Origin of the sequence: Massilia eburnea (assembly GCF_009720745.1) — a bacterium.
Lineage (GTDB): Bacteria > Pseudomonadota > Gammaproteobacteria > Burkholderiales > Burkholderiaceae_D > Rugamonas > Rugamonas eburnea.
In genome coordinates this window covers 87,290-107,933 of sequence record NZ_WNKX01000011.1, presented here as the reverse complement: position 1 = coordinate 107,933, position 20,644 = coordinate 87,290, and the positions used below count along the sequence as shown (strand labels likewise).

The 20,644-nt window shown below is 62.1% G+C and carries 22 protein-coding genes; 11 read left to right on the top strand and 11 right to left on the bottom strand.

Translation table 11 applies throughout. The annotated features are described in order from the left end of the window. Positions 1–2: 2 nt before the first annotated feature. Genes GM658_RS15900 through dctP form a run of 6 tightly spaced genes read right to left on the bottom strand, consistent with a single transcriptional unit; the run spans position 3 to position 5,788 of the window. On the bottom strand, positions 3–887 hold the full coding sequence (locus GM658_RS15900) for a biotin-independent malonate decarboxylase subunit beta (protein ID WP_155455028.1): 885 nt from the start codon (positions 885–887) through the stop codon (positions 3–5). After that, positions 884–1,198 (bottom strand): malonate decarboxylase acyl carrier protein, encoded by a 315-nt coding sequence (mdcC, locus tag GM658_RS15895; protein ID WP_155455027.1) that lies wholly within the window; start codon positions 1,196–1,198, stop codon positions 884–886. The genes GM658_RS15900 and mdcC overlap by 4 nt, the downstream gene beginning before the upstream one ends. 8 nt (positions 1,199–1,206) lie before the next feature. Further along, positions 1,207–2,874: a malonate decarboxylase subunit alpha gene (gene mdcA, locus GM658_RS15890; RefSeq protein WP_155455026.1), complete on the bottom strand. Its 1,668-nt coding sequence runs from the start codon at positions 2,872–2,874 to the stop codon at positions 1,207–1,209. Continuing rightward, the gene (locus tag GM658_RS15885; protein ID WP_155455025.1) at positions 2,875–4,224 is read right to left on the bottom strand and encodes a TRAP transporter large permease; all 1,350 of its coding nucleotides are present in this window, start codon (positions 4,222–4,224) and stop codon (positions 2,875–2,877) included. It lies immediately after the preceding gene. Beyond that, positions 4,221–4,775, bottom strand: coding sequence for a TRAP transporter small permease (locus GM658_RS15880; RefSeq protein WP_170298837.1), 555 nt, complete (start codon positions 4,773–4,775; stop codon positions 4,221–4,223). Before GM658_RS15880 ends, GM658_RS15885 begins: the two co-directional genes overlap by 4 nt. Beyond that, positions 4,772–5,788, bottom strand: a complete 1,017-nt coding sequence (dctP, locus tag GM658_RS15875) for a TRAP transporter substrate-binding protein DctP (RefSeq protein ID WP_155455023.1) — start codon at positions 5,786–5,788, stop codon at positions 4,772–4,774. The genes GM658_RS15880 and dctP overlap by 4 nt, the downstream gene beginning before the upstream one ends. A 129-nt stretch (positions 5,789–5,917) precedes the next feature. Between dctP and GM658_RS15870 the strand changes: the two genes are divergently transcribed. Genes GM658_RS15870 through GM658_RS15855 form a run of 4 tightly spaced genes read left to right on the top strand, consistent with a single transcriptional unit; the run spans position 5,918 to position 8,802 of the window. Then, positions 5,918–6,580 (top strand): GntR family transcriptional regulator, encoded by a 663-nt coding sequence (locus GM658_RS15870; protein ID WP_155455022.1) that lies wholly within the window; start codon positions 5,918–5,920, stop codon positions 6,578–6,580. A gap of 55 nt (positions 6,581–6,635) precedes the next feature. Next, positions 6,636–7,877, top strand: a complete 1,242-nt coding sequence (locus GM658_RS15865; protein ID WP_155455021.1) for an MFS transporter — start codon at positions 6,636–6,638, stop codon at positions 7,875–7,877. Further along, positions 7,874–8,494, top strand: coding sequence for a helix-turn-helix transcriptional regulator (locus GM658_RS15860; RefSeq protein WP_155455020.1), 621 nt, complete (start codon positions 7,874–7,876; stop codon positions 8,492–8,494). Before GM658_RS15865 ends, GM658_RS15860 begins: the two co-directional genes overlap by 4 nt. 50 nt (positions 8,495–8,544) lie before the next feature. Next, entirely contained in the window at positions 8,545–8,802 is a 258-nt protein-coding gene (locus GM658_RS15855; protein WP_155455019.1) for a hypothetical protein, read from the top strand. Here GM658_RS15855 and GM658_RS15850 read toward each other — a convergent pair. After that, the gene (locus tag GM658_RS15850) at positions 8,772–9,989 is read right to left on the bottom strand and encodes a multidrug effflux MFS transporter (protein ID WP_155455018.1); all 1,218 of its coding nucleotides are present in this window, start codon (positions 9,987–9,989) and stop codon (positions 8,772–8,774) included. The two genes, GM658_RS15855 and GM658_RS15850, sit on opposite strands and share 31 nt — an antisense overlap. A gap of 117 nt (positions 9,990–10,106) precedes the next feature. On the opposite strand from GM658_RS15850, the gene epsC reads away from it, so the two are divergent. From epsC to GM658_RS15830, 4 genes are all read left to right on the top strand, one after another. Further along, positions 10,107–11,048 (top strand): serine O-acetyltransferase EpsC, encoded by a 942-nt coding sequence (epsC, locus tag GM658_RS15845; RefSeq protein ID WP_155455017.1) that lies wholly within the window; start codon positions 10,107–10,109, stop codon positions 11,046–11,048. Positions 11,049–11,174: 126 nt separating this feature from the next. Further along, positions 11,175–11,741 (top strand): YceI family protein, encoded by a 567-nt coding sequence (locus GM658_RS15840; protein WP_155455016.1) that lies wholly within the window; start codon positions 11,175–11,177, stop codon positions 11,739–11,741. A 4-nt stretch (positions 11,742–11,745) separates the two neighbouring features. Next, on the top strand, positions 11,746–13,506 hold the full coding sequence (locus tag GM658_RS15835) for an amidohydrolase (protein WP_155455015.1): 1,761 nt from the start codon (positions 11,746–11,748) through the stop codon (positions 13,504–13,506). 201 nt (positions 13,507–13,707) lie between these two features. Next, a complete protein-coding gene (locus GM658_RS15830; RefSeq protein ID WP_155455014.1) occupies positions 13,708–13,911 on the top strand; it encodes a hypothetical protein in 204 nt (67 codons plus the stop codon). Between the two features lie 286 nt (positions 13,912–14,197). Here the strand turns inward: GM658_RS15830 and GM658_RS15825 are convergent, their stop codons facing one another. The 3 genes from GM658_RS15825 to GM658_RS15815 form a co-directional block, all read right to left on the bottom strand. Further along, entirely contained in the window at positions 14,198–14,896 is a 699-nt protein-coding gene (locus GM658_RS15825; protein ID WP_229416931.1) for a response regulator, read from the bottom strand. A 293-nt stretch (positions 14,897–15,189) separates the two neighbouring features. Continuing rightward, complete coding sequence (locus GM658_RS15820) at positions 15,190–15,807, bottom strand: phosphohydrolase (protein ID WP_155455013.1); 618 nt, start codon at positions 15,805–15,807, stop codon at positions 15,190–15,192. After that, positions 15,804–17,432 (bottom strand): ATP-binding protein, encoded by a 1,629-nt coding sequence (locus GM658_RS15815; protein ID WP_155455012.1) that lies wholly within the window; start codon positions 17,430–17,432, stop codon positions 15,804–15,806. Before GM658_RS15815 ends, GM658_RS15820 begins: the two co-directional genes overlap by 4 nt. A gap of 183 nt (positions 17,433–17,615) precedes the next feature. Between GM658_RS15815 and GM658_RS15810 the strand changes: the two genes are divergently transcribed. Next, positions 17,616–18,245: a LysE family translocator gene (locus tag GM658_RS15810; protein WP_155455011.1), complete on the top strand. Its 630-nt coding sequence runs from the start codon at positions 17,616–17,618 to the stop codon at positions 18,243–18,245. Here the strand turns inward: GM658_RS15810 and GM658_RS15805 are convergent. After that, the gene (locus GM658_RS15805; protein WP_155455010.1) at positions 18,229–18,843 is read right to left on the bottom strand and encodes a YceI family protein; all 615 of its coding nucleotides are present in this window, start codon (positions 18,841–18,843) and stop codon (positions 18,229–18,231) included. The genes GM658_RS15810 and GM658_RS15805 overlap by 17 nt on opposite strands. Positions 18,844–19,300: 457 nt before the next feature. Between GM658_RS15805 and GM658_RS15800 the strand changes: the two genes are divergently transcribed. After that, positions 19,301–19,999 carry a glutathione S-transferase family protein gene (locus GM658_RS15800; protein WP_155455009.1) on the top strand — a complete coding sequence of 233 codons (699 nt, stop codon included), beginning with the start codon at positions 19,301–19,303 and terminating at the stop codon, positions 19,997–19,999. A 19-nt stretch (positions 20,000–20,018) separates the two neighbouring features. Then, complete coding sequence (locus GM658_RS15795; protein ID WP_155455008.1) at positions 20,019–20,642, top strand: glutathione S-transferase family protein; 624 nt, start codon at positions 20,019–20,021, stop codon at positions 20,640–20,642. The last annotated feature ends 2 nt before the right edge of the window (positions 20,643–20,644 follow it).

Sequence of the window (20,644 nt, the reverse complement as noted above, 5' to 3'; positions counted from 1 at the left end):
GCTCATGCTCCCAGACGGTGCGGCGCGGCCGCGGCGGTAAATGAATCGATATCGAGCATGGGAATATCCTGCGGTGTAGAGATTCCGATTGCGCCCCAGATATCGGCGGGGTCGCGCAGCTTGCCAAAACGCTCGATGCGCTGCTCCAGCATGGCCTGTTCCGCCTCCAGGCCGGCCAGCGTGAGCTCCACGGTTCCGCCGCGGGCCTCTCCGATGGCGTCCAGCGCCGCCTGGCGGAAGGCGGGAATGCTGTCTTCCACGATGCGCTGCACGTCGCCCATCAGGTAGCGGTGCTTGCCGCCGGTGGTGCGCCACACCAGGGCGCGGTCGCGTGAATCGAATTCCTCGACGCCGTTGGCGGTTTCTATCACCTCCGGTCCGGACATCGCCAGACGTCCCTCTTCGGAAATCACCAGCGTATTTGCGCAGCGTGCCACGATACCCATGCCGCCGAACGCGCCGTTCGAGCCGCCAATCAGGATCACGACTGGAATGCCGGCCGCGCGCACGTCAAGCACCGCGCGCATCACTTCCGATACTGCGATCAGGCCGGCGTTGGCTTCATGCAGGCGCACGCCGCCGGTTTCCAGCAAGAGCAGCACGGCGGCAGGGCGCTCAAGGACGGCGCGGCGCAACAGGCCGACCAGTTTTGCGCCGTGCACTTCACCCACGGCGCCGCCCATGAAACCGCCTTCCTGCGCAGCGGCGAACACGGTCAGCCCATCAAGCCTGGCGCGGCCCACCACTACGCCATCGTCGAAGGACACCGGTGCGTTGAGCTGCCCCAAGTGCGGGCTGACCACGCGCTGGGCCGGCCCGATGAATTCCTCGAAGCTATCAAACAGCGCCAGGCGCTCGCGTGCAGTGGCTTCCAGATAACTGCTCATTTGGCTTCTCCCAGCATTTCTTCCACCGCCTGGTCCAGGCGCAGGCTGACCACAGCCGGGGTGGCGCCCATATCGTTGATGGCGATGCGCGTGTCGGCCAGTTGCCAGCGCTCCTGGAAATCGCTGATCACGGCCTGCCAGATCGGGCCGAAGCCTACGGCGGCGGTCTGGATGCCTACTTCGCAAGCGCCGTCCAGGGGCGTGCTCTCGATCAGTACTTCCAGGTTGCCCGAGCTGACCACGCCGACGATGCGCGGCTCCGCCGACAGGGAACGGCGGCCTTGTTCGAATCGGTAATTGAGTGTTTCCATCTTGGCTCCTACCAGTTGCGGAAGCGCTTGGGCGGGTCATACAGGCCACCCGACGCTCGCACGAGGTCTTTCATGTTCTTGGCCGCCAGCAGGTCACGCGTGGCTTGGCGCTTGTCGATACCCAAGTCCTCTGCGCGGGTGATGATGCCGCGGTCGCGCAGGTTTTCCACCATGCGTTTGTCGCGCCCGAGGCCGACCGGCGTATAACCGGCGACGCCGCGGATGGCCTGCTCGCGCTCTTCCGTGCTGCGGCACAGCAGCAGATTGGCGATCCCTTCCTCGGTCAGGATGTGGGTCACGTCGTCGCCGTAAATCATCACGGGCGGGATCGCCATCCCGGCTTGCTCGCCCAGTTCCCATGCGTCCAGCTTTTCGACAAAGGCCGGCTGCATATGTTCGCGGAATGTCTCCACCATCTGCACCACCAGTTTCTGGCCGCGCGGAATGGCGCCGCTGCCATGGCGTGCCTGCTCGCCCGCCTTCAGCCATGCCGGGCTGGCGTGGCGCCGGCCGCGCGCATCGGCGCCCATGTTTGGCGCGCCGCCGAAGCCGGAAATGCGCCCCAGTGTCGCGGTGGAGGAGTTTCCGGCCAGGTCGATCTGCAGGGTGGACCCGATGAACATATCGCAGGCGTAGTGTCCCGCTGCCTGGCAGTAAGCGCGGTTGCTGCGCATGGATCCATCCGGGCCGACGGCGAAGACGTCCGGGCGGGCGCGGATGTAGTTCTCCATTCCCAGCTCGGAGCCGAAGGAATGGATCGATTCCACGAAGCCCGCTTCAATCGCAGGAATCAGGGCCGGGTGGGGATTGAGCGCCCAGTTGGTGGCGATCTTGCCGCGCAAACCAAGCGATGCGCCATAGGTCGGCAGCAGCAGTTCGATAGCAGCGGTGTCGAAGCCAATGCCATGGTTCAGGCGCTGTACCTGGTACTCGGCGTAGATGCCTTTGATCGCCATCATCGCCATCAGCACCTGGATTTCGGAAATCTGCGCGGGGTCGCGGGTGAACAGCGGCTCGATGTAGTAAGGCGTCGGCGACTGCACCACGAAATCGACCCAGTCGCCCGGTACGTCGATGCGCGGCAGTTCGTCCATGATGCGGTTGACCTGCACGATCACAATGCCGTTCTTGAAGGCCGTGGCTTCGACGATGGGCGGCGTATCTTCCGTATTCGGGCCGGTGTACAGGTTGCCGTGGCGGTCGGCTGCTTCCGCCGCGACCAGGGCCACGCGCGGCGGCAGGTCGATGAAGTAGCGGCTGAACAGTTCAAGGTAGGTATGGATTGCGCCGATATTCAGCTTGCCAGACGCAGCCAGTTTCGCCACGCGGCCAGCCTGCGGGCCGGAAAAGGAGAAGTCCAGCTTCGATGCGACGCCGCGCTCGAACACGTCAAGGTGCTCCGGCAGGGCGAGCACCGACTGCAGCATGTGCAGGCCGTGCACGCGCTGCGGATCGAGTCCGGCCAGCGCCTGCGCCAGGAAGTCGGCCTGTTTCTGGTTATTGCCTTCGATGCAGACGCGGTCGCCGTTTTCCAGCACTGCATGCAGCAGGTCGGCGATGCGGGCCGCAGGCAGGGCCTTGCCCGCGAGGTCGGCACCGAGCTGGCTGCGGGCGCGCGCCAGGCGCTCGTTGCGGTTACGCTGCAGGCTGTCCCATATGCGGATTGGGGCGTTCATTTACTTGGCTCCCATGATCATGTCGGGCAGGCCGGTGGCGATGCCGGGGAAGATGCACAGCAGGACCACGGCGGCTACCATCAGCAGCAGGAAAGGCGTCACTCCCCAGATCACATCCTTCAACGGAATGTCCGGCGCAATGTTCTTGATGACGAAGATGTTCAGGCCCACCGGCGGGTGGATCAGTCCCATTTCCATCACCACCGTCATGACGATGCCGAACCACACCAGGTCAAAGCCCGCTTCGCGCAGAGGCGGCAGGATGATCGGCGCCGTCATCAGGATGATCGAGACCGGCGGCAGGAAGAAGCCCAGTACGATCACCAGCAGCAGGATGGTCGCCAGCAGCACCCACTTCGACAGGTGCATACCGACCACCCAGCTGGCAGCAGCCTGGCTGATATGCAGGTAGCTCATCACATAGGAATACAGCAGCGACATGCCGATAATCAGCAGCAGCATGGTCGATTCCTTGATGGTGGAAGACAGGATCGGCGACATGTCCTTGGGACGCCAGGCGCCGTACACCACGGCGATCAGCACCAGCGCGAGCAGCGCCCCCAGTCCCGCCGTTTCGGATGGCGTGGCAAAGCCGCCGTACAGGGCCACCATCACGCCGATCAGCAGCACGATGAAGGGCAGCACGCGCGGCAGCATCTCCACTTTTTCGCGCAGGGTAAAGTGTTCGTCTTCCAGGTAGGCCGATTTGACGCCGCCTTTCTCGTATGCGAGCAGCGCCATTTTGTACTCGACGCGCGCGCGGTACACCGCATAGCCGGCAAACAGCAGCACCAGCAGCACGCCCGGCCCGATACCGGCCAGGAACAGGCGGCCCAGCGACTGCTCGGCCGCCACCGCGTACAGGATCATGGTGATGGAAGGAGGCAGCAGGATCCCAAGCGTGCCCCCGGCCGCGATGATGCCGGCGGCGAATCCCGGCGAGTAGCCGCGCTTGCGCATTTCGGGAATGCCGGCCGAGCCGATGGCCGAGCAAGTGGCGGGGGAGGAACCGGCCATGGCGGCAAACAGGGCGCAAGCAAACACGTTCGCGATGCCCAGGCCGCCCGGCACCTTGTGCAGCCAGGTGTGGATCGCCGAGTACAGGTCTTTACCGGCAGGCGACTTACCGATTGCTGCACCCTTCAGGATGAACAGCGGGATCGAAAGCAGTGTGATCGAAGCCATTTCCTCGTACACGTTCTGCGTGACCGTGTCGAGCGAGCTGGCGGGCATGCAGAAATACATGAAGGTGGTGGCGACGATGCCCAGCGCATAGGCGATCGGCATGCCCGAAAACATCACCACCAGGGTGACGATGCCGTACAGCGCACCCAAAGTCAGTTCGCTCATTTTGCGGCTCCTTTTTCAGTGATTCGAGCCAGCACTTGCAGCAGGATCTGCAGGGTCAGCAAGGTCATGCCGGCCGCCATCATGGAGTAGGGAATCCACAGCGGAGGTGCAAAGGTGGAGGTGGTGGTCTGGCCGTCGACCCAGGCTTCGTGCCACAGCGTCCACGACTTCCAGGAGAAGAAGGCGCAGAATACAAATGACAGCAGATCGACGATGAACATGCGCACCGCATTGGCCTTCGGCGGCAAGATGGCCGCCAGGGCCTCGATGCCGATATGGCCGCGGAAGCTTTGCACATAAGCGCAGCAGAAGAAGGTTACGCCCACCAGCATGAAGATCGATGCTTCGTCCTGCCAGTCCGTCGGCACGTGGAAGAAATAGCGCGATACCACGGAATAGGTCAGGATCAGGGCGGTGGTCACCATCGCCACCATGGACAGGACCAGCAAGCCCTGGTTCAGCTTCGCCAGCAGCGCGGCGACCGGCGCCAGGCCGGGAGCCTGTGGCAGCGCCGCCTCCTTGGGCGGATTGAGTTCGAAACCGTGGCTCACAGCGTCTTCTCCGCGAGCGCCAGCAGCTTGGCGCAGTTGTCGTTACGCTCGCCGTAATCCTTCCAGGCGGTAGTGCGGGCGATGGCCTGCCATTTCTTGACCGAGGCGGCGCTCAGGTCGACCACCTTGGCGCCGCTCTTCTGGTAGACGGAGGCCACTTGCGTGTCGTCGGCCTGGGCGGCAGTTTTGGCGAAGGCTTCCAGTTCGGCGCCCACGGCCATGATGGCGGCCTGCTGGTCTTTCGGCAGGCGTTCGTAGGCGGAGCGGGACATCATCAAAGGCTCGAACATGAACCAGTAGGCAGTGCCGCGCCCGGTGGTCAGCGCCTTCGAGACTTCTTCCAGGCGGAAGGAAATCAGCGAGGTGGAGGAAGTCAGCGCCGCATCCATGGCGCCGGTTTGCATGGCCGCATAGATTTCGTTGGAAGGCAGCGACACCACGGCCGCGCCGGCGGCTTTCAGGATCAGGTCCATCTCGCGCGAACCGCCGCGGATTTTCATGCCCTTGGCATCTTCCGGATCGACCACCGGCTTGACGCGCGAAGCCACGCCGCCTGCCTGCCAGATCCAGCTCACCAGCACCACGCCTTTTTCCCACAGCAGCTGCGTCAGGGCCTTGCCGATTTCCTGGTTCTTCCAGCCGTAGCCCTGTTCATAGGTGGTGACCAGGCCAGGCATCAGGCCGATATTCACTTCGGGTACCTCACCGCCGGCATAGGACAGCGGCACCAGCGACAGGTCCAGCGCGCCCTTGCGCATGGCGGAAAACTGGGCGTTGGTCTTCATCAGCGAAGAGCCGGGATAGATCGAAAACTTCAGGGCGCCCTTGGTGCGTTTTTCCACTTCCGCCGCAAACATGCGGGTCAGGCGGTCGCGGAAATCGCCTTCGGCCAGCGTACCGCCAGGGAACTGGTGGGAAATCTTCAGGGCGCCGGTCTGGGCCCAGGAAGTTTGCAGCCACAAAGGGCTGGTAGCGAGTGCGGCAAGAACGGACCTGCGGGTCATCTGGGTCATGTCATCCTCCAAGGGGTAAGTATGCAGCTTTGATTTTTATGTATACAAGAATATCTTCACCGAATACATTGTCAAGTGAAATATGCGTCTTATAATGGAGTCTCATATACATACTGAACTTTTAGTTCCATGACGAAACATTCATCCACCCTGCGGGAAACCATCGAAGAAATGATTGCGATGGGTGAGCTGCAGCCCGGGCAGCACCTGGACGAGACCGAATTGGCCACGCGCTTTGGCGTGTCGCGCACGCCGATCCGCGAGACGCTGATCCAGCTGGAGTCGATGGGACTTGTGGTGATCCGCCCCCGGCGCGGCGCCATCGTGGCAGAACTGGGGCCGCAACAGCTGGTCGAAATGTTCGAAGTCATGTCCGAGCTGGAAGCGACCTGCGGGCGCCTGGCTGCGCGCCGCATGACGCCGGAAGAACAGCATGTGCTGCTGGCCGCGCACGAAGCGTGCAAGGCGGCGGTGGAAGCGGGCGAGCCGGACGAGTATTACTACCGCAACGAGGCCTTCCACGAAGCGATCTACGCGGGCAGCCATAACAGCTTCCTGTTCGAACAGACGCGCGGCCTGTACCGGCGGCTGCGGCCTTACCGCCGCCTGCAGCTGCGCGTGCGCAACCGCATCGGCCATTCGTATTCGGAGCATGAGGGCGTGGTGCAGGCTATCCTGGCCGGTGATGGCGACAAGGCGGCGGAACTGCTGCGCAGCCACGTGATGATCCAGGGCCAGCGCTTCTCGGATTTGATGGCATCGCTGCCGCAGCTGACCAAATCCGCTGCCTGATAATAAATAATCGTTTTCGTTTACTTATTGTCGGGCTGCCGCTATATTGGAGGGCATGAACAATGTCCTCCTGATTGCGGCGACCTGCCTGCTTGGCCTGCTGTCCACTACGGGCGCGTCGCTGCCGTACCCGATCCTGCCGCCCCTGTTTGCGGCGGAAGCCCACAATAGCCTGAACAACTTCCTCGGTTTGCCGCCCAAACTGCTGTTCGGAATCGCGCTGACGGTGAACCCGATCGGCCTGGTGATCGGCTCCGCGCTGCTGGGCCCATTGTCGGACCGCTACGGCCGCCGCCCGATCCTGCTGGCGACCGCTCTTGGCGCGGCAGCCGGGCACGCGCTGACGGCGCTGGCGCTGGTGATGCAGTCATACCCTTTGTTTATCCTGGCCCGCTTCGGCACCGGTCTGCTGGAGGGGAATGGTGCGGTAGCGCGTGCCCTGGTGGCGGAAAAGCTTGAAGGTCCCCAGCGCCTGCGTGCTTTGTCGCTGGTGAATGGCTCGCTCCACCTGGGCTGGCTGGTAGGGCCCGTGCTGGCCGGTTTTACGCTGGGATTCGGCATCACCGTGCCGTTCTGGGTAGCGGTGACGGCGCTGGTACTGGCAGCAGCGCTGGTGGCCCTGACGGTGCCGCGCGCCGCCAAGGCGCCTGCGGACGGCGCATCGTGGTGGCAGGTGGCGCGCTCGCATCACGCCATGAATCTCCTGCGTTTCCCTGAATTGCGCACGCTGTTCATCGTGCAGCTCGCGCTGACCTGCGGCATTACCGGTTTTTACGAATACTATCCCCTGTGGCTGGTGGAACAAGGCGGCTACGATGCACGCGGCATCGCGACCGTCAATATGGCCATGTGCGCCATCATGACGCTCGCCGCTATCATCTCGGGCCGCCCAAGCCGCAGCGAACCGCTGCATCGCGCAAGCTGGCTGGCGTTCGGCCTGGCCGCTGCGGTGGCGGGAGTCGCCCTCGGCAACCTGTGGGTGGGGATGATGGCGATCTGCCTTTTCGGCCTGCCAAATGCCTTCTACAACGCAACGGTGCAGTCGTGGGCGGCGGACCGGTTCGCATCGCATGGGCAAGGCTCGGTCATGGGCTTGCTGTCGATGACGTTCTGCTTTGCGAATATCGTGATGGCGGCTGTCGGCTCAGTGCTGGCATTGGCCGATACGCGCCTTATCCTGCTGCTTGGCGCCGTGCTCGCGGCGTGGGCTGGCTGGCGCCTGCGCGCCTGGCGCGGCGAACTGGCGAGGGCGTCCATGCATCGCACTGAGGCTGCGGCGGAAGGAGCTGGAACATGAACACCGCCGACCAGGTTCTCTTCCTGCTGAAAACGCGCGGCCCGCGCACGGCGCAGCAATTGGCCGACTTGCTTGACCTGACGTCGATGGGCGCGCGCCGCCACCTGGATGCCGCCGAAGAGAAAGGCTTCGTGACGTTTGAAGACGTGGCGGAGAAAGTCGGCCGTCCTTCGCGCCGATGGCTGCTGACCGATGCCGGCCATGCCCGTTTCCCGGACCGCCACGCCGACTTGACGCTGCAACTTATCTCGCAGGTGCGCGCACTGTTTGGCGAGGAGGGGATGGACAAGCTGATCGCCGCCCGCGAGCAGGCCAGTGAGATGTTCTACCGCGAGACCCTCGGCGCCGCGGGCGCGCTGCCGGAACGCGTGCAGGCGCTGGCCCTGGCACGCGACGTGGAAGGCTATATGGCGGAAGTGGAAACGCAAGACGACGGTTCGCTGCTCCTGGTCGAAAACCATTGCCCGATTTGCGCCGCCGCCCGCGAATGCCAGAATTTCTGCCGCTCCGAGCTCGACGTTTTCCAGCGGGTGCTGGGGCCAGGCTGCGCCGTGCAGCGTGAAGAACACATACTGGCTGGTGAACGCCGCTGTGTCTACCGGATCAAGCCCGTGTGACAATTTTCGCGCCACTGGTGTAGAGTGGGGGAAACCGAACGGAGGCGCCAATGGAAGATGAAATCAGGCGGAAATATGTCGCTGAGGTGTGGAAGCGTTTTGTAGAAGTGCAGAACTGGGCCATTGCCAATTGGCCCGATCCGGAACATCCGCTCAGCACTTCCGACTTTGTCGAAGGCCGGAAGGAAATCCTGGGTCTCGGCCTGCCACCCAACCTCCGGCCCGGGCACGAGAAGCCGCAGCCGGCCCTCGAACCGTCTCAGGGCGGCCCGCAATATCAGGAAGTGACGCCGGCGCCCTGGCCTTGATCGTGGGCGGGGCCATGCTGGCCATGCGTCGCCCCACGATAGCTGGCGTAGCTGACCACCAGGCAGGCCGCCAGGCCGAACGCCAGGTATAGCGCGCTGCCGAACAGCAGCGGCGCCACCAGCCCCGATACCAGCGCAAACAACATCATCTGCAGGAACGACTGCATCGACGCAGCCAGCCCGCTATGCTGCGGGAACAGGTTCATGCCGGCCAGCGTCAGCGGCGGCATCGCCAGGGCCAGCGAGAACGAGAACAGGAACAGCGGCAGCACGGCCCATGGCACGGTCGCCGCGAAGAACCAGTTGTACGCCACGTTCAGCGCGGCGGCTACCGCCATCAGCGCATAACTGAGTCCAATCAGCTTCGGCGGCGCCAGGCGGTGCGCCAGCTTGCCGCTCACGCTCGCACCCAGCACATGGCCGCTGATCAAGGGGATGAACAGCCAGGCGAAGGCGGTTTCCGGCAGCTTCAGGATCTCCATGATGAAGTAGGCGGCGGAACCAATATACAGCGCAAAGCCGCCGAAGGCGGCGCCCAGCGCCACCGACAGCAGCAGGAATTGGCGGTGCTTCAGCACCATCCAGTAATTGCGTGCGATGGCGCCCAGGTGCAGCGGATGGCGTTTATCCTGCGGCAGGCTTTCCGGCAGCCAGCGCCAGACGGACACCCACATCAGCAGGCCAAATCCGGTCAGGAACCAGAAGATCGAGCGCCAGCCGAACGTCACCTGCATCCAGCCACCCAGCACGGGGGCGATGGCCGGCGCCAGGCCGAACACCATCATGATATTGCCCAGCATTTTCTGCGCCGCCACGCCATCAAAGCGGTCCTGCACGATGGCGCGGCCGATGACCGAACCGGCGCCGGACGCCAAGCCCTGGAGGATGCGCGCGCCGAGCAGGAAGCCGAAGGAACCCGCCAGCGCGCCACCCAGCGAGGCCAGGACGTACAGCACCAGCGACCACAGGATCACCGGGCGCCGGCCAAAGCTGTCCGACAGGGTGCCGTAGAACAGCATCATGAAGGCGAAGGTGAACAGGAACAGGCTCAGGGTCTGCTGGATCGCCATCGGACTGGCGCTGAACGTCGCGGCAATCGCAGGGAAAGAGGGCAGGTAGGTATCGATTGCCAAGGGGCCGACCATGGTCAGGCCAGCCAGCAGCAATGTAAGCAGGATGTTTTTCATTGAGTACCAGAGGGGTGAACCCGCTATTTTAAGGGAAACCCTATATGCCTGCAGAGCATAAGCATTCGACTATTGTTTCTTTCGTTTTCCGGCGCCGCCTCGTTATGCTCGTGCCTTATGGCTAACGACTCTTACGGCGCCGCGAGCGGCGCCGCGCGCTGGGATCTCGACGAAGTGGTCCACCAGCTGCGCGTATCGCGCGAAGCGACCCACAATATCCGCCACCAGCGCCGCGTGCGCGAGCTTCCTTCGCGCGCGGAACTGGTGCAGATCCTGGAGGGGCTGGCCGCCGCGCTATTCCCGACCCACTATGGACGCCCGAACCTGACCGACGAGAGCATCGACTACTTCGTCGGCGACACGCTGAACACCATGCTCGACCGCCTGAACGAGCAGGTGCGGCGCGGCCTGCAGTTCGGCGCCGTGGTGGCCGAAAGCGAAGAAGAGCAGACGCAGGCGGCCCATGCCATCACGAAGGCCTTTGCCGCGTCGCTGCCGCAGATCCGCGCCCTGGTAGTGTCGGACGTGCAGGCGGCCTATGCCGGCGATCCTGCCGCCACCTCGATTGCGGAAATCCTCCTGTGCTATCCAGGCATGGTCGCCATCCTCCATTACCGCCTGGCGCACAGCCTGCACAAGCTGGGGGCGCCGTTTATCGCCCGCATCGTCAGCGACATCGCCCATTCGCGCACAGGAATCGACATCCACCCGGCGGCGCAGATCGGCGCCAGCTTCTTCATCGACCATGGTACCGGCGTGGTGATCGGCGAAACCACCATCATCGGCGAACGGGTACGCCTGTACCAGCACGTGACGCTCGGCGCCAAGCGCTTCCCTGCCGACGAATCGGGAAATCTGATCAAGGGGGCGCCGCGCCACCCGATCGTGGAAGACGACGTCGTGATTTACGCCGGCGCCACGGTGCTGGGACGGATCACGATCGGCGCCGGCAGCACGGTAGGCGGCAACGTCTGGCTGACGCAAAGCGTGCCGCCCAACAGCAATGTGTCGCAGGCGCAGATGCGCAGCGATTGCGAGGGCGATACCTCGAAAGAGTGATTGTTTTTCGTTCCAAAGTCGTGCCTACTATCGAAAAAGTCGATCAGTAGCGTGCAGATTATGCGTTTTACACTGATCGGTTGCCGTCGCATAATGGGTCACCATCCCCCACTTTGGAGCAAAACAATGAAGAAACTGATCGCCTTTGCCATCGCTGCTGGTTTTTCCCTGGCCGCATCCGCCGCACCTGAAACCTACAATATCGACACCACCCACTCGTTCTCCCGCTTCGAGTACAGCCACTTCGGCTACTCGACCCAGGTGAACAAATTCAACAGCACCGTCGGCAAGATCCAGATCGACCGCGCCGCCAAGACCGGTTCGGTGGAGGTGACCATCGACCCTAAATCGGTCAACACCGGCTACGACACCTTCAACGAACACCTGCAAGGTGCAGACTTCTTCGATTCCGCCAAATACCCGGCCATCACCTATAAGTCCACCAAATTCCTGTTCAACGGCGACAAGCTGGTTGGCGTGGAAGGCAACCTGACCATCAAGGGCGTGACCAAGCCAGTGAACCTGGAAGTGACCTCCTTCCAGTGCATGCCGCACCCAATGCTGAAGCGCGACGCCTGCGGCGCCAACGCCATTGCCAAGATCAAGCGCTCCGATTTCGGCGCCGGCAAATACGCGCCTTATGTCGGCGACGACGTAACCCTGGGCTTTTCGGTAGAAGCCATCAAGGAGTAATCCTATGAAACGACCGATGCTGGCCGCAGCCTTGCTGGCTGCAGGTCTGTCGCAAGCGTATGCGACGGACATGATCATCACCAATGGCAAGGTCGCCACCATGACGCGCGAAGGCAGCTATGCGCAGGCGGTGGCGATCAAGAACGGTCTCATCACCTCGGTGGGCAGCAATGCCCAGGTGCTCAAGCTGAAAAAGCCCGGGACGCAAGTGATTGATGCCGGCGGCCGCACGGTCATTCCTGGACTTAACGACTCCCACCTCCATATCATCCGCGAGGGCCTGAACTACAACGCCGAACTGCGCTGGGACGGCGTGACCTCACTCAAGCGCGCCATGCAGATGCTGCGCGAGCAGGCCGCCCGCACACCGGACGGCGCATGGATCAAGGTGGTGGGCGGCTTCAATGAATTCCAGTTCGAGGAAAAGCGCCTGCCCACGCTGGAAGAAATCAATGAAGCCGTGCCGGACAAGCCGGTCTTCATCCTCTACCTGTATGGCCTGGGCTTCGTGAACAGGAAGGGCATTGAAGTGCTGGGCTACGACAAGGATACCAGATACAAGGACGGCGAAGTGGAGCTGGGCGCCGACGGCAAGCCGACCGGCCTGCTGGTCGCCAAGCCGAACGCCATGGTGCTGTATTCCACGCTGGGCAAGACCGGCGCACTGCCGCGCGAACAGCAGCTGAACTCCACCATCCAGTACTACCACGAGATGAACCGCCTGGGCGTGACCAGCGCCATCGATGCCGGCGGCGGCGGCCAGGCCTATCCCGATGATTACGCGGTCAGCCTGGAACTGGCCAAGGACGGCAAGCTGACCGTGCGCACCTCCTACTACCTGTTCGCGCAAAAGCCGGGCAAGGAACTGGAAGACTACCAGCGCTGGCTCACCATGACCAAGCCAGGCCGCAACGAGCATATGTTCTACGCGAACGGCTACCTGACCGAAGGGGCAGGGGAGAACCTGGTGCGGAGCGCCGCCGACTTCGAGAACTTCCTCGAGCCGCGCCCCGAAATGCCGGCCCAGATGGAAAGCGAACTGGAACCGGTGCTGCGCCTGCTGGTCAAGAACCGCTGGCCATTCCGTATCCACGCAACCTATGGCGAATCGATTGAACGCGACCTGGCTGTGATCGAAAAAATCAATCGCGAGATGCCGTTCAACGGCTTGCGCTGGTTCTTCGACCACGCCGAGACGATCAGCGACGAACAGCTGGCCCGCGTGAAGAAGCTGGGCGGCGGCATCGCAGTGCAGGATCGCATGTACTTCCAGGGCGAACATTACTGGCAGCGCTACGGCGCGCAAACGCGGCAGATGCCCCCGATCCGCAAGATGCTGGACATGAAGATGCCGGTCGGCCTGGGCACGGACGGCACCCGCGTCTCCAGCTACGGCCCCTGGCCGTCGATCTACTGGGCCGTGACCGGCAAAACCGCGGGCGGCATGTCGATGTGGCAGCCAAAAGACCGCCTGACCCGCTACGAAGCGCTGAAGCTGATGACCCAGGGCAGCGCCTGGTTCAGCGGCGAGGAAAAGCAGAAAGGCCAGATCGCCAAAGGCCAGTACGCCGACCTGGTGATCCTGCCGAAGGACTACTTCAGCATCCCCGAAGCCGAGATCAAGACCCTGGAAAGCGCGCTGACCGTCGTGAATGGCCGCATCGTCCACGCCGGCCCCGACTTCGCCCGCTACAGCCCCGAGCTTCTCCCGGTCCAGCCCGAGTGGAGCCCCGTCAAGGCCTACGGCGGCTACCAGAACCAGTAGCACTGCCCAGTCCGTGTCCCCCTTGGGGTCACACCCGAAATGAGACACGAACTCGGCCGCCAGCGGCCGAGCTCGTGTCTCATTTCGGGTGTGACCCCAGGGTGGGACACGGGCTCTGCAGTGATGTTGTGGGCGGGCCATTGACTTATTCGGGTCATGGTCAATACTTCCTTGACCGCCCCCCCGCCTGAAGGTGCTTTTATGGATCTGCTGCAATTCCTGCCCCGCGTTGATTCGGCGCGAAGCGAAATCGTCGACCGCGGTATCGAAGTGCAAGCCAGCTTGAACACTTTGTGCGCGGTGGAATATCTGAAATCCCACAACATCGCTTCCCACATCATCCAGCGCGTCCTGCTGCAGCCCGAGCGAAGGCGCTCTGCTGCTCAGGTTATGCACAAGAATTAACGGGAAGTAACGCGCGACTTTAATTAGTTAAAGATCGCATGTGAGAATTTGTGAGATTCTAAGTCTTTGATTTGTAAGGTGCTTTTTTCTGCACATTGAACAGGCAGTTTGTTGGAAATGGCGTCGTTGAGGGCTGTTTGCCTTGTCAAGACCCCTTTATCAACAAAGATATCCACAAACAATGTGGATAATCGGAAAAGCCCTTTTCAATCCGCCACTTACGCTGTTTTGAGCGGATTTGACGCTCAGTTAGCCGTGAAATAAGAACTGTACGTGCATACAGTGCTTACTTGAGGATGTGTCCGGTGGCCTTGAAACTGCCCGGTTCCGCACCTGGCTGGACCTGGATATCCACAGTTGAGGCCGGCTGGCCGATGACCAGCTTGCCCGACCAGGCTTCTCCCTTCTGCAAGCCTTGCAGGATCGCGGCAAACTGTTCGCGGTGGGCGTTGTACTGGGCCAGCTGGGTCTGCAGGATCTGCAAATCGGAGTAGTTGCGCAGGGAAGAGATCACCGTCGTGAACAGCTTGCGCGTGGTGAGGTCGGTCTTGCACCAGAAATCGTTGATGTCGTAATCGAGGATGATGCTGTGCTCAAGCGCCTGGCCCGGCTGGCCGGTGCGCAGCACAATGCGCACCAGTTCATTCTTCAGTTCGGAGCGGATCTGGCTGGCCACGCGCAGGCCGGCATCGCTGGTTTCCATGATCACGTCCAGCAGCACCAGGGCCACGTCTGGATTATTGCGCAAGGTGGTCAGCGCTTCTTCGCCGGAATAGGCGTGCAGGAAACTGAGCCGGCGTCCCATGAAGACGGCATTGCTGAGAGAGAATTTGGTGACTACGTGGACATCAACGTCGTCGTCGACGATCAGCACCCGCCACGGGGCGGGAGTGGCGCCGGGGGCCTGCTCGGCGGAGCTGGCTTGCGCCTCGTCGTCGATCATCCATCCTTCGCTAGCGTCGTCGTCAGGAACTTTCACGTCCATGCATTTTCCTTTATCGGTTGTGGACACACTATTCTGCGGCAGACCTTTTGTCAAAATATTTTCCAGACGCTCAGTGAGTTGCAAAAAGGCATACACGCCGGCTTGCTAAGTCATTGATTTTATTCGGACTAAATGCTTGCCAAAGAAATGGGCATTTTATTGAAAGCCGCGCCGTTAAAGGCGAAACGGGCTGTCGAGGCCCGCTTTTCCACACGTTTATCCACAGTAGAAGTGGATAACTAAAAAATCGTCTTTAAAAACTTCGCATTACGGCAATTTTATCATCCGGACTATCAAGCCGCCGCCTTGAGACGATTCAATTCAGCGAGGAAGCGTTCGCAAGCCAGTCCCGGCGGCCAGGGTTCCCACGCTGCTTCGCCATATAAAGCCTGCAGCGGATCTTCAGTCAGCGGCACTGCGCTGATCTTCAATGTGCGTTTGACTTCTGAGCTGCTCCAGCCCACCACGTGCACCGCCTCGCTGGCGGCCGCCAGGCGGTCGGCGCGCTTGTGGACCTGGTATTCCTTCGGCGTCCACGCCGGCAAGCCATAGCGCAGGAACACGGCTTGCTCCAGCCGCTGGCTCAATTCGCGGAAGCTGTCGCCGAGGAAGGGCTTCAGCACCGAGATGCAGTCAAAGCCGAGCAAGCCTTCTTCGGCATCATGCAGGAGTTCGCGCAGGGAACGCAGCGGGTCGAGCGGTTCAGGCGACCACATGCGCCGCAGTTGCAGCACCGTGATCGAATGCTGCGCCACGGAGAGGGGCAGCGGCCAGGCGGAATGGCCGCCCCAGCGATAGGTGCGGGCCAGGCCCAGCGCCAGGTCGGCATCGTCCCAATCGAAGGGCGTGGGGTCCAGCAGATCCAGCCGGCGGCCGGATGGCATGCGCACCCAGGCGCGTTGTGTCGTCATGCTGCTATCGTATCGTCGCGCCGCAGGTCGGCGCAAGCTTGCAGGATGAGTGTCTCGAGTTCTGGCAACAAAGCGGAGGCGGTTTGCAGTTCGCCGGCTGCGCTGGCTTTTTCCATCTGGTGGCACAGGGTGTGCAATTCCGGCGTACTGAGGTAGCCGCAGCTGCCCTTCAGCGCGTGGAAAGCGCTGGTGGCGCCTTCGCCATCGCCGTTTTGCAGCGCCAGGCGGCCTTCGTCGAGGCGGCGCGGCGCTTCGTCCAGGAAGGCTTGCGCGATGCGCTGCTGGTGGCGCGCCGTCATGCCGCTGAGAGGCACGATGTGGATGGCCGGGCTGGCGGGCTCGACGCCGAACATATCGTCCAGTTCGGCATGTGAGGGAGCGGTGCGCTGCAGCTGCCGGCCGCGATTGAGTAGCTGTGCGATGGTCTTTTCCAGCTGGTCGTACAGCAGGCGTTCGTCGACCGGCTTGCTGAGGAAACCGTCCATGCCGGCCGACAGGTAGTGGGCGCGGTCAAGGTCGCTGGCGTTAGCGGTCAGGGCGATGATCGGCACCAGCGCATCGCGCACTGGCAGGTCCAGGCTGCCGCCGCGGCGGATCAGGCGTGCAGCCTGTTCGCCATCCATCTGCGGCATGCGGCCATCCATCAGCACCAGGTCGAAGTCCTGGTCGTGCAGGGCGCGCAATGCTTCCATGCCGTTTTCCACGACGACTACTTCGTGGCCCATGCCTTCCAGCAGGGTGCCGATGATAATCTGGTTGGTGCGCACGTCCTCGGCGCACAGCACGCGCAGGCGGTAGGCATGGCGCAGGTGGGCCGGCACGTTGAGCGGATCCTGCTCCGGCGGGCCACCCAGGGCCAGCGGCAGCGAGAAGCGGAGGGTCGAGCCTTTGCCAAGCCGGGTGTCGGCTTCGATCTGGCCGCCCATCAGGTCGACCAGTTCCTTGCAGATGGCCAGGCCAAGGCCGGGGCCGTCGGCGCGGCGGGTCGATGACAGGTCGGCCGGCTCGAACTTGCGGAACAGGCGCGGCAGCATTTCCAGGGGAATGCCGGGGCCGGTATCGGTAATGCTGAAGCTCACGCGCGCCAGCCCGTCCGTTGTTTCGCCGGAAGCGCGCAGGCGCACTTCGCCGCGCTCGGTGAATTTGATAGCGTTACCCAGAAGATTCAGCAGAATCTGGCGGATGCGGTTGGGGTCGCCCTGCACGTGGCGCGGCAACCCTGGCGCCAGCTCGCAGCGCAGCAGCAGGGCTTTGGCGTCGGCTTGCGGGCGCAGGATGGTGATCGCTTCGTCGATGATGTCGATCAGGTCCAGGTCCTGGGTATTGATCGAGAGGCGGCCGGCGTCGATGCGGGAAAAATCGAGCAGGTCGTTGAGGATGGCGAGCAGGGCTTCGCTGTTCTTCAGGCCGATGCGCAGGTATTCCACGGTGCGGTCGGCAATGGTACGGTCGCGCAGGGCGAATTTGAGCATGCCGATCACGCCCGCCAGCGGAGTGCGGATGTCGTGGCTCATGGCCGCCAGAAAGTCGATGCGATGGCGGCCCAGCTTTTCATTCTGGATTTGCGTTTGCTTAAGCGCGGCTTCCCGAGCCGCCAGCTGCTTCTTTAGGCGGCGGTTCTCCATTATCAAAAGGATAAACGCCGCCAACCCCAGGATTATTAACAGGGGTGCTGCAGTTTGAATAAGCGATGCAAACGAAGAAGGCAAACTAAATTATCTCCTCAATAGCAATTATTGTAATGGACAAATCGATTTTCGATGATAACGAATTGTTATGCCCAGGTGCCCTCGTGTATGATCTTGTCTATGCTAATTTCACCTGAACAAGGGCTGGCTTTCCTGGCCGCCGCCATGCTGATTACCGTTTCACCGGGTCCCGATAACCTGATGGTATTAAGTATGGGCATGTCGCGCGGACGCAAGCAGGGAGTTGTCTTTGGCCTGGGCTGCGCGCTAGGCTGCCTCAGCCACACGCTGCTCGCTGCCCTTGGCGTGGGCGCCCTGATCGCGGCTTCGCCGACGGCATTTACCGCGTTGAAAGTCGCGGGAGGACTCTACCTGATCTGGATGGGGATTGGCGCACTGCGCAGCAAGGGGGGCGCGCAGGTGGGCAAAGCGGCGCTGCCGGAGGAATCGCTGTGCAAGCTGTTTGCCAAGGGATTGTTCGCAAACGCCATCAATCCCAAGGTGGTGCTGTTCTTCCTGTCCTTCCTGCCGCAATTCGTGGTGGCAGGGCGCGGCGAGGCGAGCTGGCAGACTGCCCAGCTCGGCCTGATCTTTACCATGCAGGCTTGCCTGCTGTTTGGCGCGCTGGGCTATTTCTCCGGGGCGGTGGGCCGCTGGATCAACCGCAATCCGCGCGCCGGGCTGTGGCTGGACCGCGGCGCCGGCGCCATCTTCGTTGGCCTGGGTTTGCGCCTTATCGTCGCGCGCTGATCGCGAACTTCAATTCCAATTCGTCTTTCACCGACAGGGCGCCGCCAAACACGGCAAACGGCTTGATGCCGAAATCGCTTTGTTTGGCAGTGAAAGCGCCTGTTGCCAGGACTTTGGCGCCGTCCTCCTTCAACTGCAGCGGCACCTGGTATTCATGCGTCACGCCGTGCAGGGTGACCTGCGCGCGCAGCAGGTCGCGCGCGCCTGGCTCGAGAACTGCGCGCACCACGAGCCAAGGATAGGCTTCCGCCTGCAGCACTTTGATAAACATATTGTGGCGGGTGCCTTCGATCGCGTCGGCGGAGGGCTGGGTTTCCAGGCCGGCATCCTTGCGCAGCGCCGCTTCGTCGACCGTCAACTGGTCGAGGCGGAAACGCAGTTCGGTACGCCCTTGGGCCAGGTCGACGAAACCTTCGACCTGGCGCGTGGCGACGACATGGTCGTGGCCCATGCGCGCCAGCGGGCCGCTGCGGCGAACAGTAATCGTCACCAGCGATTCGCCGGCAATGATTCGATGGGCTGCCAGATTCGCCTGCAGCGCCGGTTCAGGCTGGGCCGCTGGCGGTGAAGGCGGGGTAGTGCAGGCGGAAATGGCCATTACCACCGCAAATAAGGCGGTATTAAAGGGCCATTTGCAAATTTTTTCCTGCATTGTGACTATTGGAGAGTTTCTATTATAAAAATTGTACTATCTTATACGAAGTCGTGACGTTTTTAGTTTTGCGGTAATCATCGCGTCATATTCGCATGTGATTATCCACCTTGCACTTTCAAATCTCTCCCGATTTGAATCCCTTCACCCGCGCATAGACGCGGGTTTTTTTTGCTTGAATATTTAACTACCTTAATGAACTCCTAAGCCTCGGCGCCAGAAAAGCTGGCAAAGTACCTCCATAGCGTACAGCATTCCTGTGCGCCGGGTTGCCGGATTCCTCAATCCGGCACGGTTTCTTCAATCCCCGCGCCCTAAAAAGCGTTTTTCACCGGCCCCCCCAATCGGCCGGTTTTTTTTTGCCTGCCGGGTTATCCTGTGCCCGAAAAACTGGGAGTAGCCGATGATCGACTTGTACACCGCCGCGACGCCGAACGGCCATAAGATTTCCATTGCGCTGGAAGAGCTGGCGCTGCCTTACGAACTGCATGTGCTCAAACTGGGCGACAACGAGCAAAAGGAGCCCTGGTTCACCGCCATCAACCCGAACGGGCGGATTCCGGCCATTATCGACCGCGCCAGCGACAACTTCGCGGTATTCGAATCGGGGGCGATCCTGGTCTACCTGGCGGAAAAGACCGGCCAGTTGATGCCGCAAGACGCCAAGGGCCGCTCGCTGGTGATGCAATGGCTGATGTTCCAGATGGGCGGCATCGGCCCGATGATGGGGCAGGCCAATGTGTTTTACCGCTATTTCCCGGAAAAGATCCAGCCGGCGATTGACCGCTACCAGGGCGAGTGCCGGCGCCTGTTCCGCGTGCTGGATCAGCGCCTCGAGCAGCACGAGTTCCTGGCCGGCGACTTTTCGATCGCCGATATCGCCAACTGGGCCTGGGTGCGCACCCATCGCTGGTCCGGCGTGGAGACCGAAGGCTTGCCGCACCTGCAGCGCTGGATTCGCCAGATCCGTTCGCGTCCGGCCGTGCAGCGCGGGATCGAACGGCCGCCCAGCAATGTGTTGGATCGTGCTGACAGCCAGGAGAAAGTGGACCAATTTGCTGCCGAAGCGCGCAAAATGCTGGAAACCGGCCAGTCGCGCTGAGTATTTATAAGGAGATTGAATGAAGCTGTACACCGCCCCCCGTGCCCCCAACCCGCGCCGCGTGGCGATGTTCATGGCGGAGAAGGGCATCGAGATCGAACTGCAGGCGGTTGACCTGGGCAAAGGCGAGCATCGCAGCGAGAGCTACCTGGCTCTGAATCCTTTTGGCCGCGTGCCGGCGCTGGAACTCGATGATGGCCGCATCCTGTGCGAAACGCGTGCCATCTGCAGCTACCTGGAGGGACTGTATCCGGCGCCGAACCTGATGGGCGAAGGCGCCGAAGAGCGTGCCTTCATCGAAATGGCGGACCGCCGCATGGAGCTGCACCTGTTCGCTATCGCGGCCAATAGCATCCGCCATGGACATCCCGGCTTTGCTTCGCTCGAGAACCCGCAGTTTCCCGAATTCGGCGCCTCGCAGGGCGACAAATTCCGCGAGAACGCGCGCTGGCTCGATGGCGTGCTGGCCGCGCAGCCATTCGTGGCGGGGCAGCGGTTCACCATCGCCGACATTACTGCTTTCTGCGCGATGGAATTTGCGCGCGGCCTGATGAAGTTCCGTCCATCCGATGCAGGGCTGTCCCATCTCCAGGCCTGGCGCGACCGGATGCTCGAGCGCCCAAGCGCCAGCGCAGGGACTTGAAG

Coding starts and splice junctions, on each gene's coding strand:
- GM658_RS15820 (WP_155455013.1), bottom strand. CDS start 15,807: ATGACGACACAACGCGCCTGGGTGCGCATGCCATCCGGCCGCCGGCTG.
- GM658_RS15850 (WP_155455018.1), bottom strand. CDS start 9,989: ATGAAAAACATCCTGCTTACATTGCTGCTGGCTGGCCTGACCATGGTC.
- GM658_RS15885 (WP_155455025.1), bottom strand. CDS start 4,224: ATGAGCGAACTGACTTTGGGTGCGCTGTACGGCATCGTCACCCTGGTG.
- GM658_RS15800 (WP_155455009.1), top strand. CDS start 19,301: ATGATCGACTTGTACACCGCCGCGACGCCGAACGGCCATAAGATTTCC.
- GM658_RS15805 (WP_155455010.1), bottom strand. CDS start 18,843: ATGGCCATTTCCGCCTGCACTACCCCGCCTTCACCGCCAGCGGCCCAG.
- dctP (WP_155455023.1), bottom strand. CDS start 5,788: ATGACCCAGATGACCCGCAGGTCCGTTCTTGCCGCACTCGCTACCAGC.
- GM658_RS15870 (WP_155455022.1), top strand. CDS start 5,918: ATGACGAAACATTCATCCACCCTGCGGGAAACCATCGAAGAAATGATT.
- epsC (WP_155455017.1), top strand. CDS start 10,107: ATGGCTAACGACTCTTACGGCGCCGCGAGCGGCGCCGCGCGCTGGGAT.
- GM658_RS15840 (WP_155455016.1), top strand. CDS start 11,175: ATGAAGAAACTGATCGCCTTTGCCATCGCTGCTGGTTTTTCCCTGGCC.
- GM658_RS15900 (WP_155455028.1), bottom strand. CDS start 887: ATGAGCAGTTATCTGGAAGCCACTGCACGCGAGCGCCTGGCGCTGTTT.
- GM658_RS15815 (WP_155455012.1), bottom strand. CDS start 17,432: ATGGAGAACCGCCGCCTAAAGAAGCAGCTGGCGGCTCGGGAAGCCGCG.
- GM658_RS15830 (WP_155455014.1), top strand. CDS start 13,708: ATGGATCTGCTGCAATTCCTGCCCCGCGTTGATTCGGCGCGAAGCGAA.
- GM658_RS15835 (WP_155455015.1), top strand. CDS start 11,746: ATGAAACGACCGATGCTGGCCGCAGCCTTGCTGGCTGCAGGTCTGTCG.
- GM658_RS15855 (WP_155455019.1), top strand. CDS start 8,545: ATGGAAGATGAAATCAGGCGGAAATATGTCGCTGAGGTGTGGAAGCGT.
- GM658_RS15810 (WP_155455011.1), top strand. CDS start 17,616: ATGCTAATTTCACCTGAACAAGGGCTGGCTTTCCTGGCCGCCGCCATG.
- GM658_RS15825 (WP_229416931.1), bottom strand. CDS start 14,896: ATGGACGTGAAAGTTCCTGACGACGACGCTAGCGAAGGATGGATGATC.
- GM658_RS15795 (WP_155455008.1), top strand. CDS start 20,019: ATGAAGCTGTACACCGCCCCCCGTGCCCCCAACCCGCGCCGCGTGGCG.
- GM658_RS15865 (WP_155455021.1), top strand. CDS start 6,636: ATGAACAATGTCCTCCTGATTGCGGCGACCTGCCTGCTTGGCCTGCTG.
- mdcC (WP_155455027.1), bottom strand. CDS start 1,198: ATGGAAACACTCAATTACCGATTCGAACAAGGCCGCCGTTCCCTGTCG.
- mdcA (WP_155455026.1), bottom strand. CDS start 2,874: ATGAACGCCCCAATCCGCATATGGGACAGCCTGCAGCGTAACCGCAAC.
- GM658_RS15860 (WP_155455020.1), top strand. CDS start 7,874: ATGAACACCGCCGACCAGGTTCTCTTCCTGCTGAAAACGCGCGGCCCG.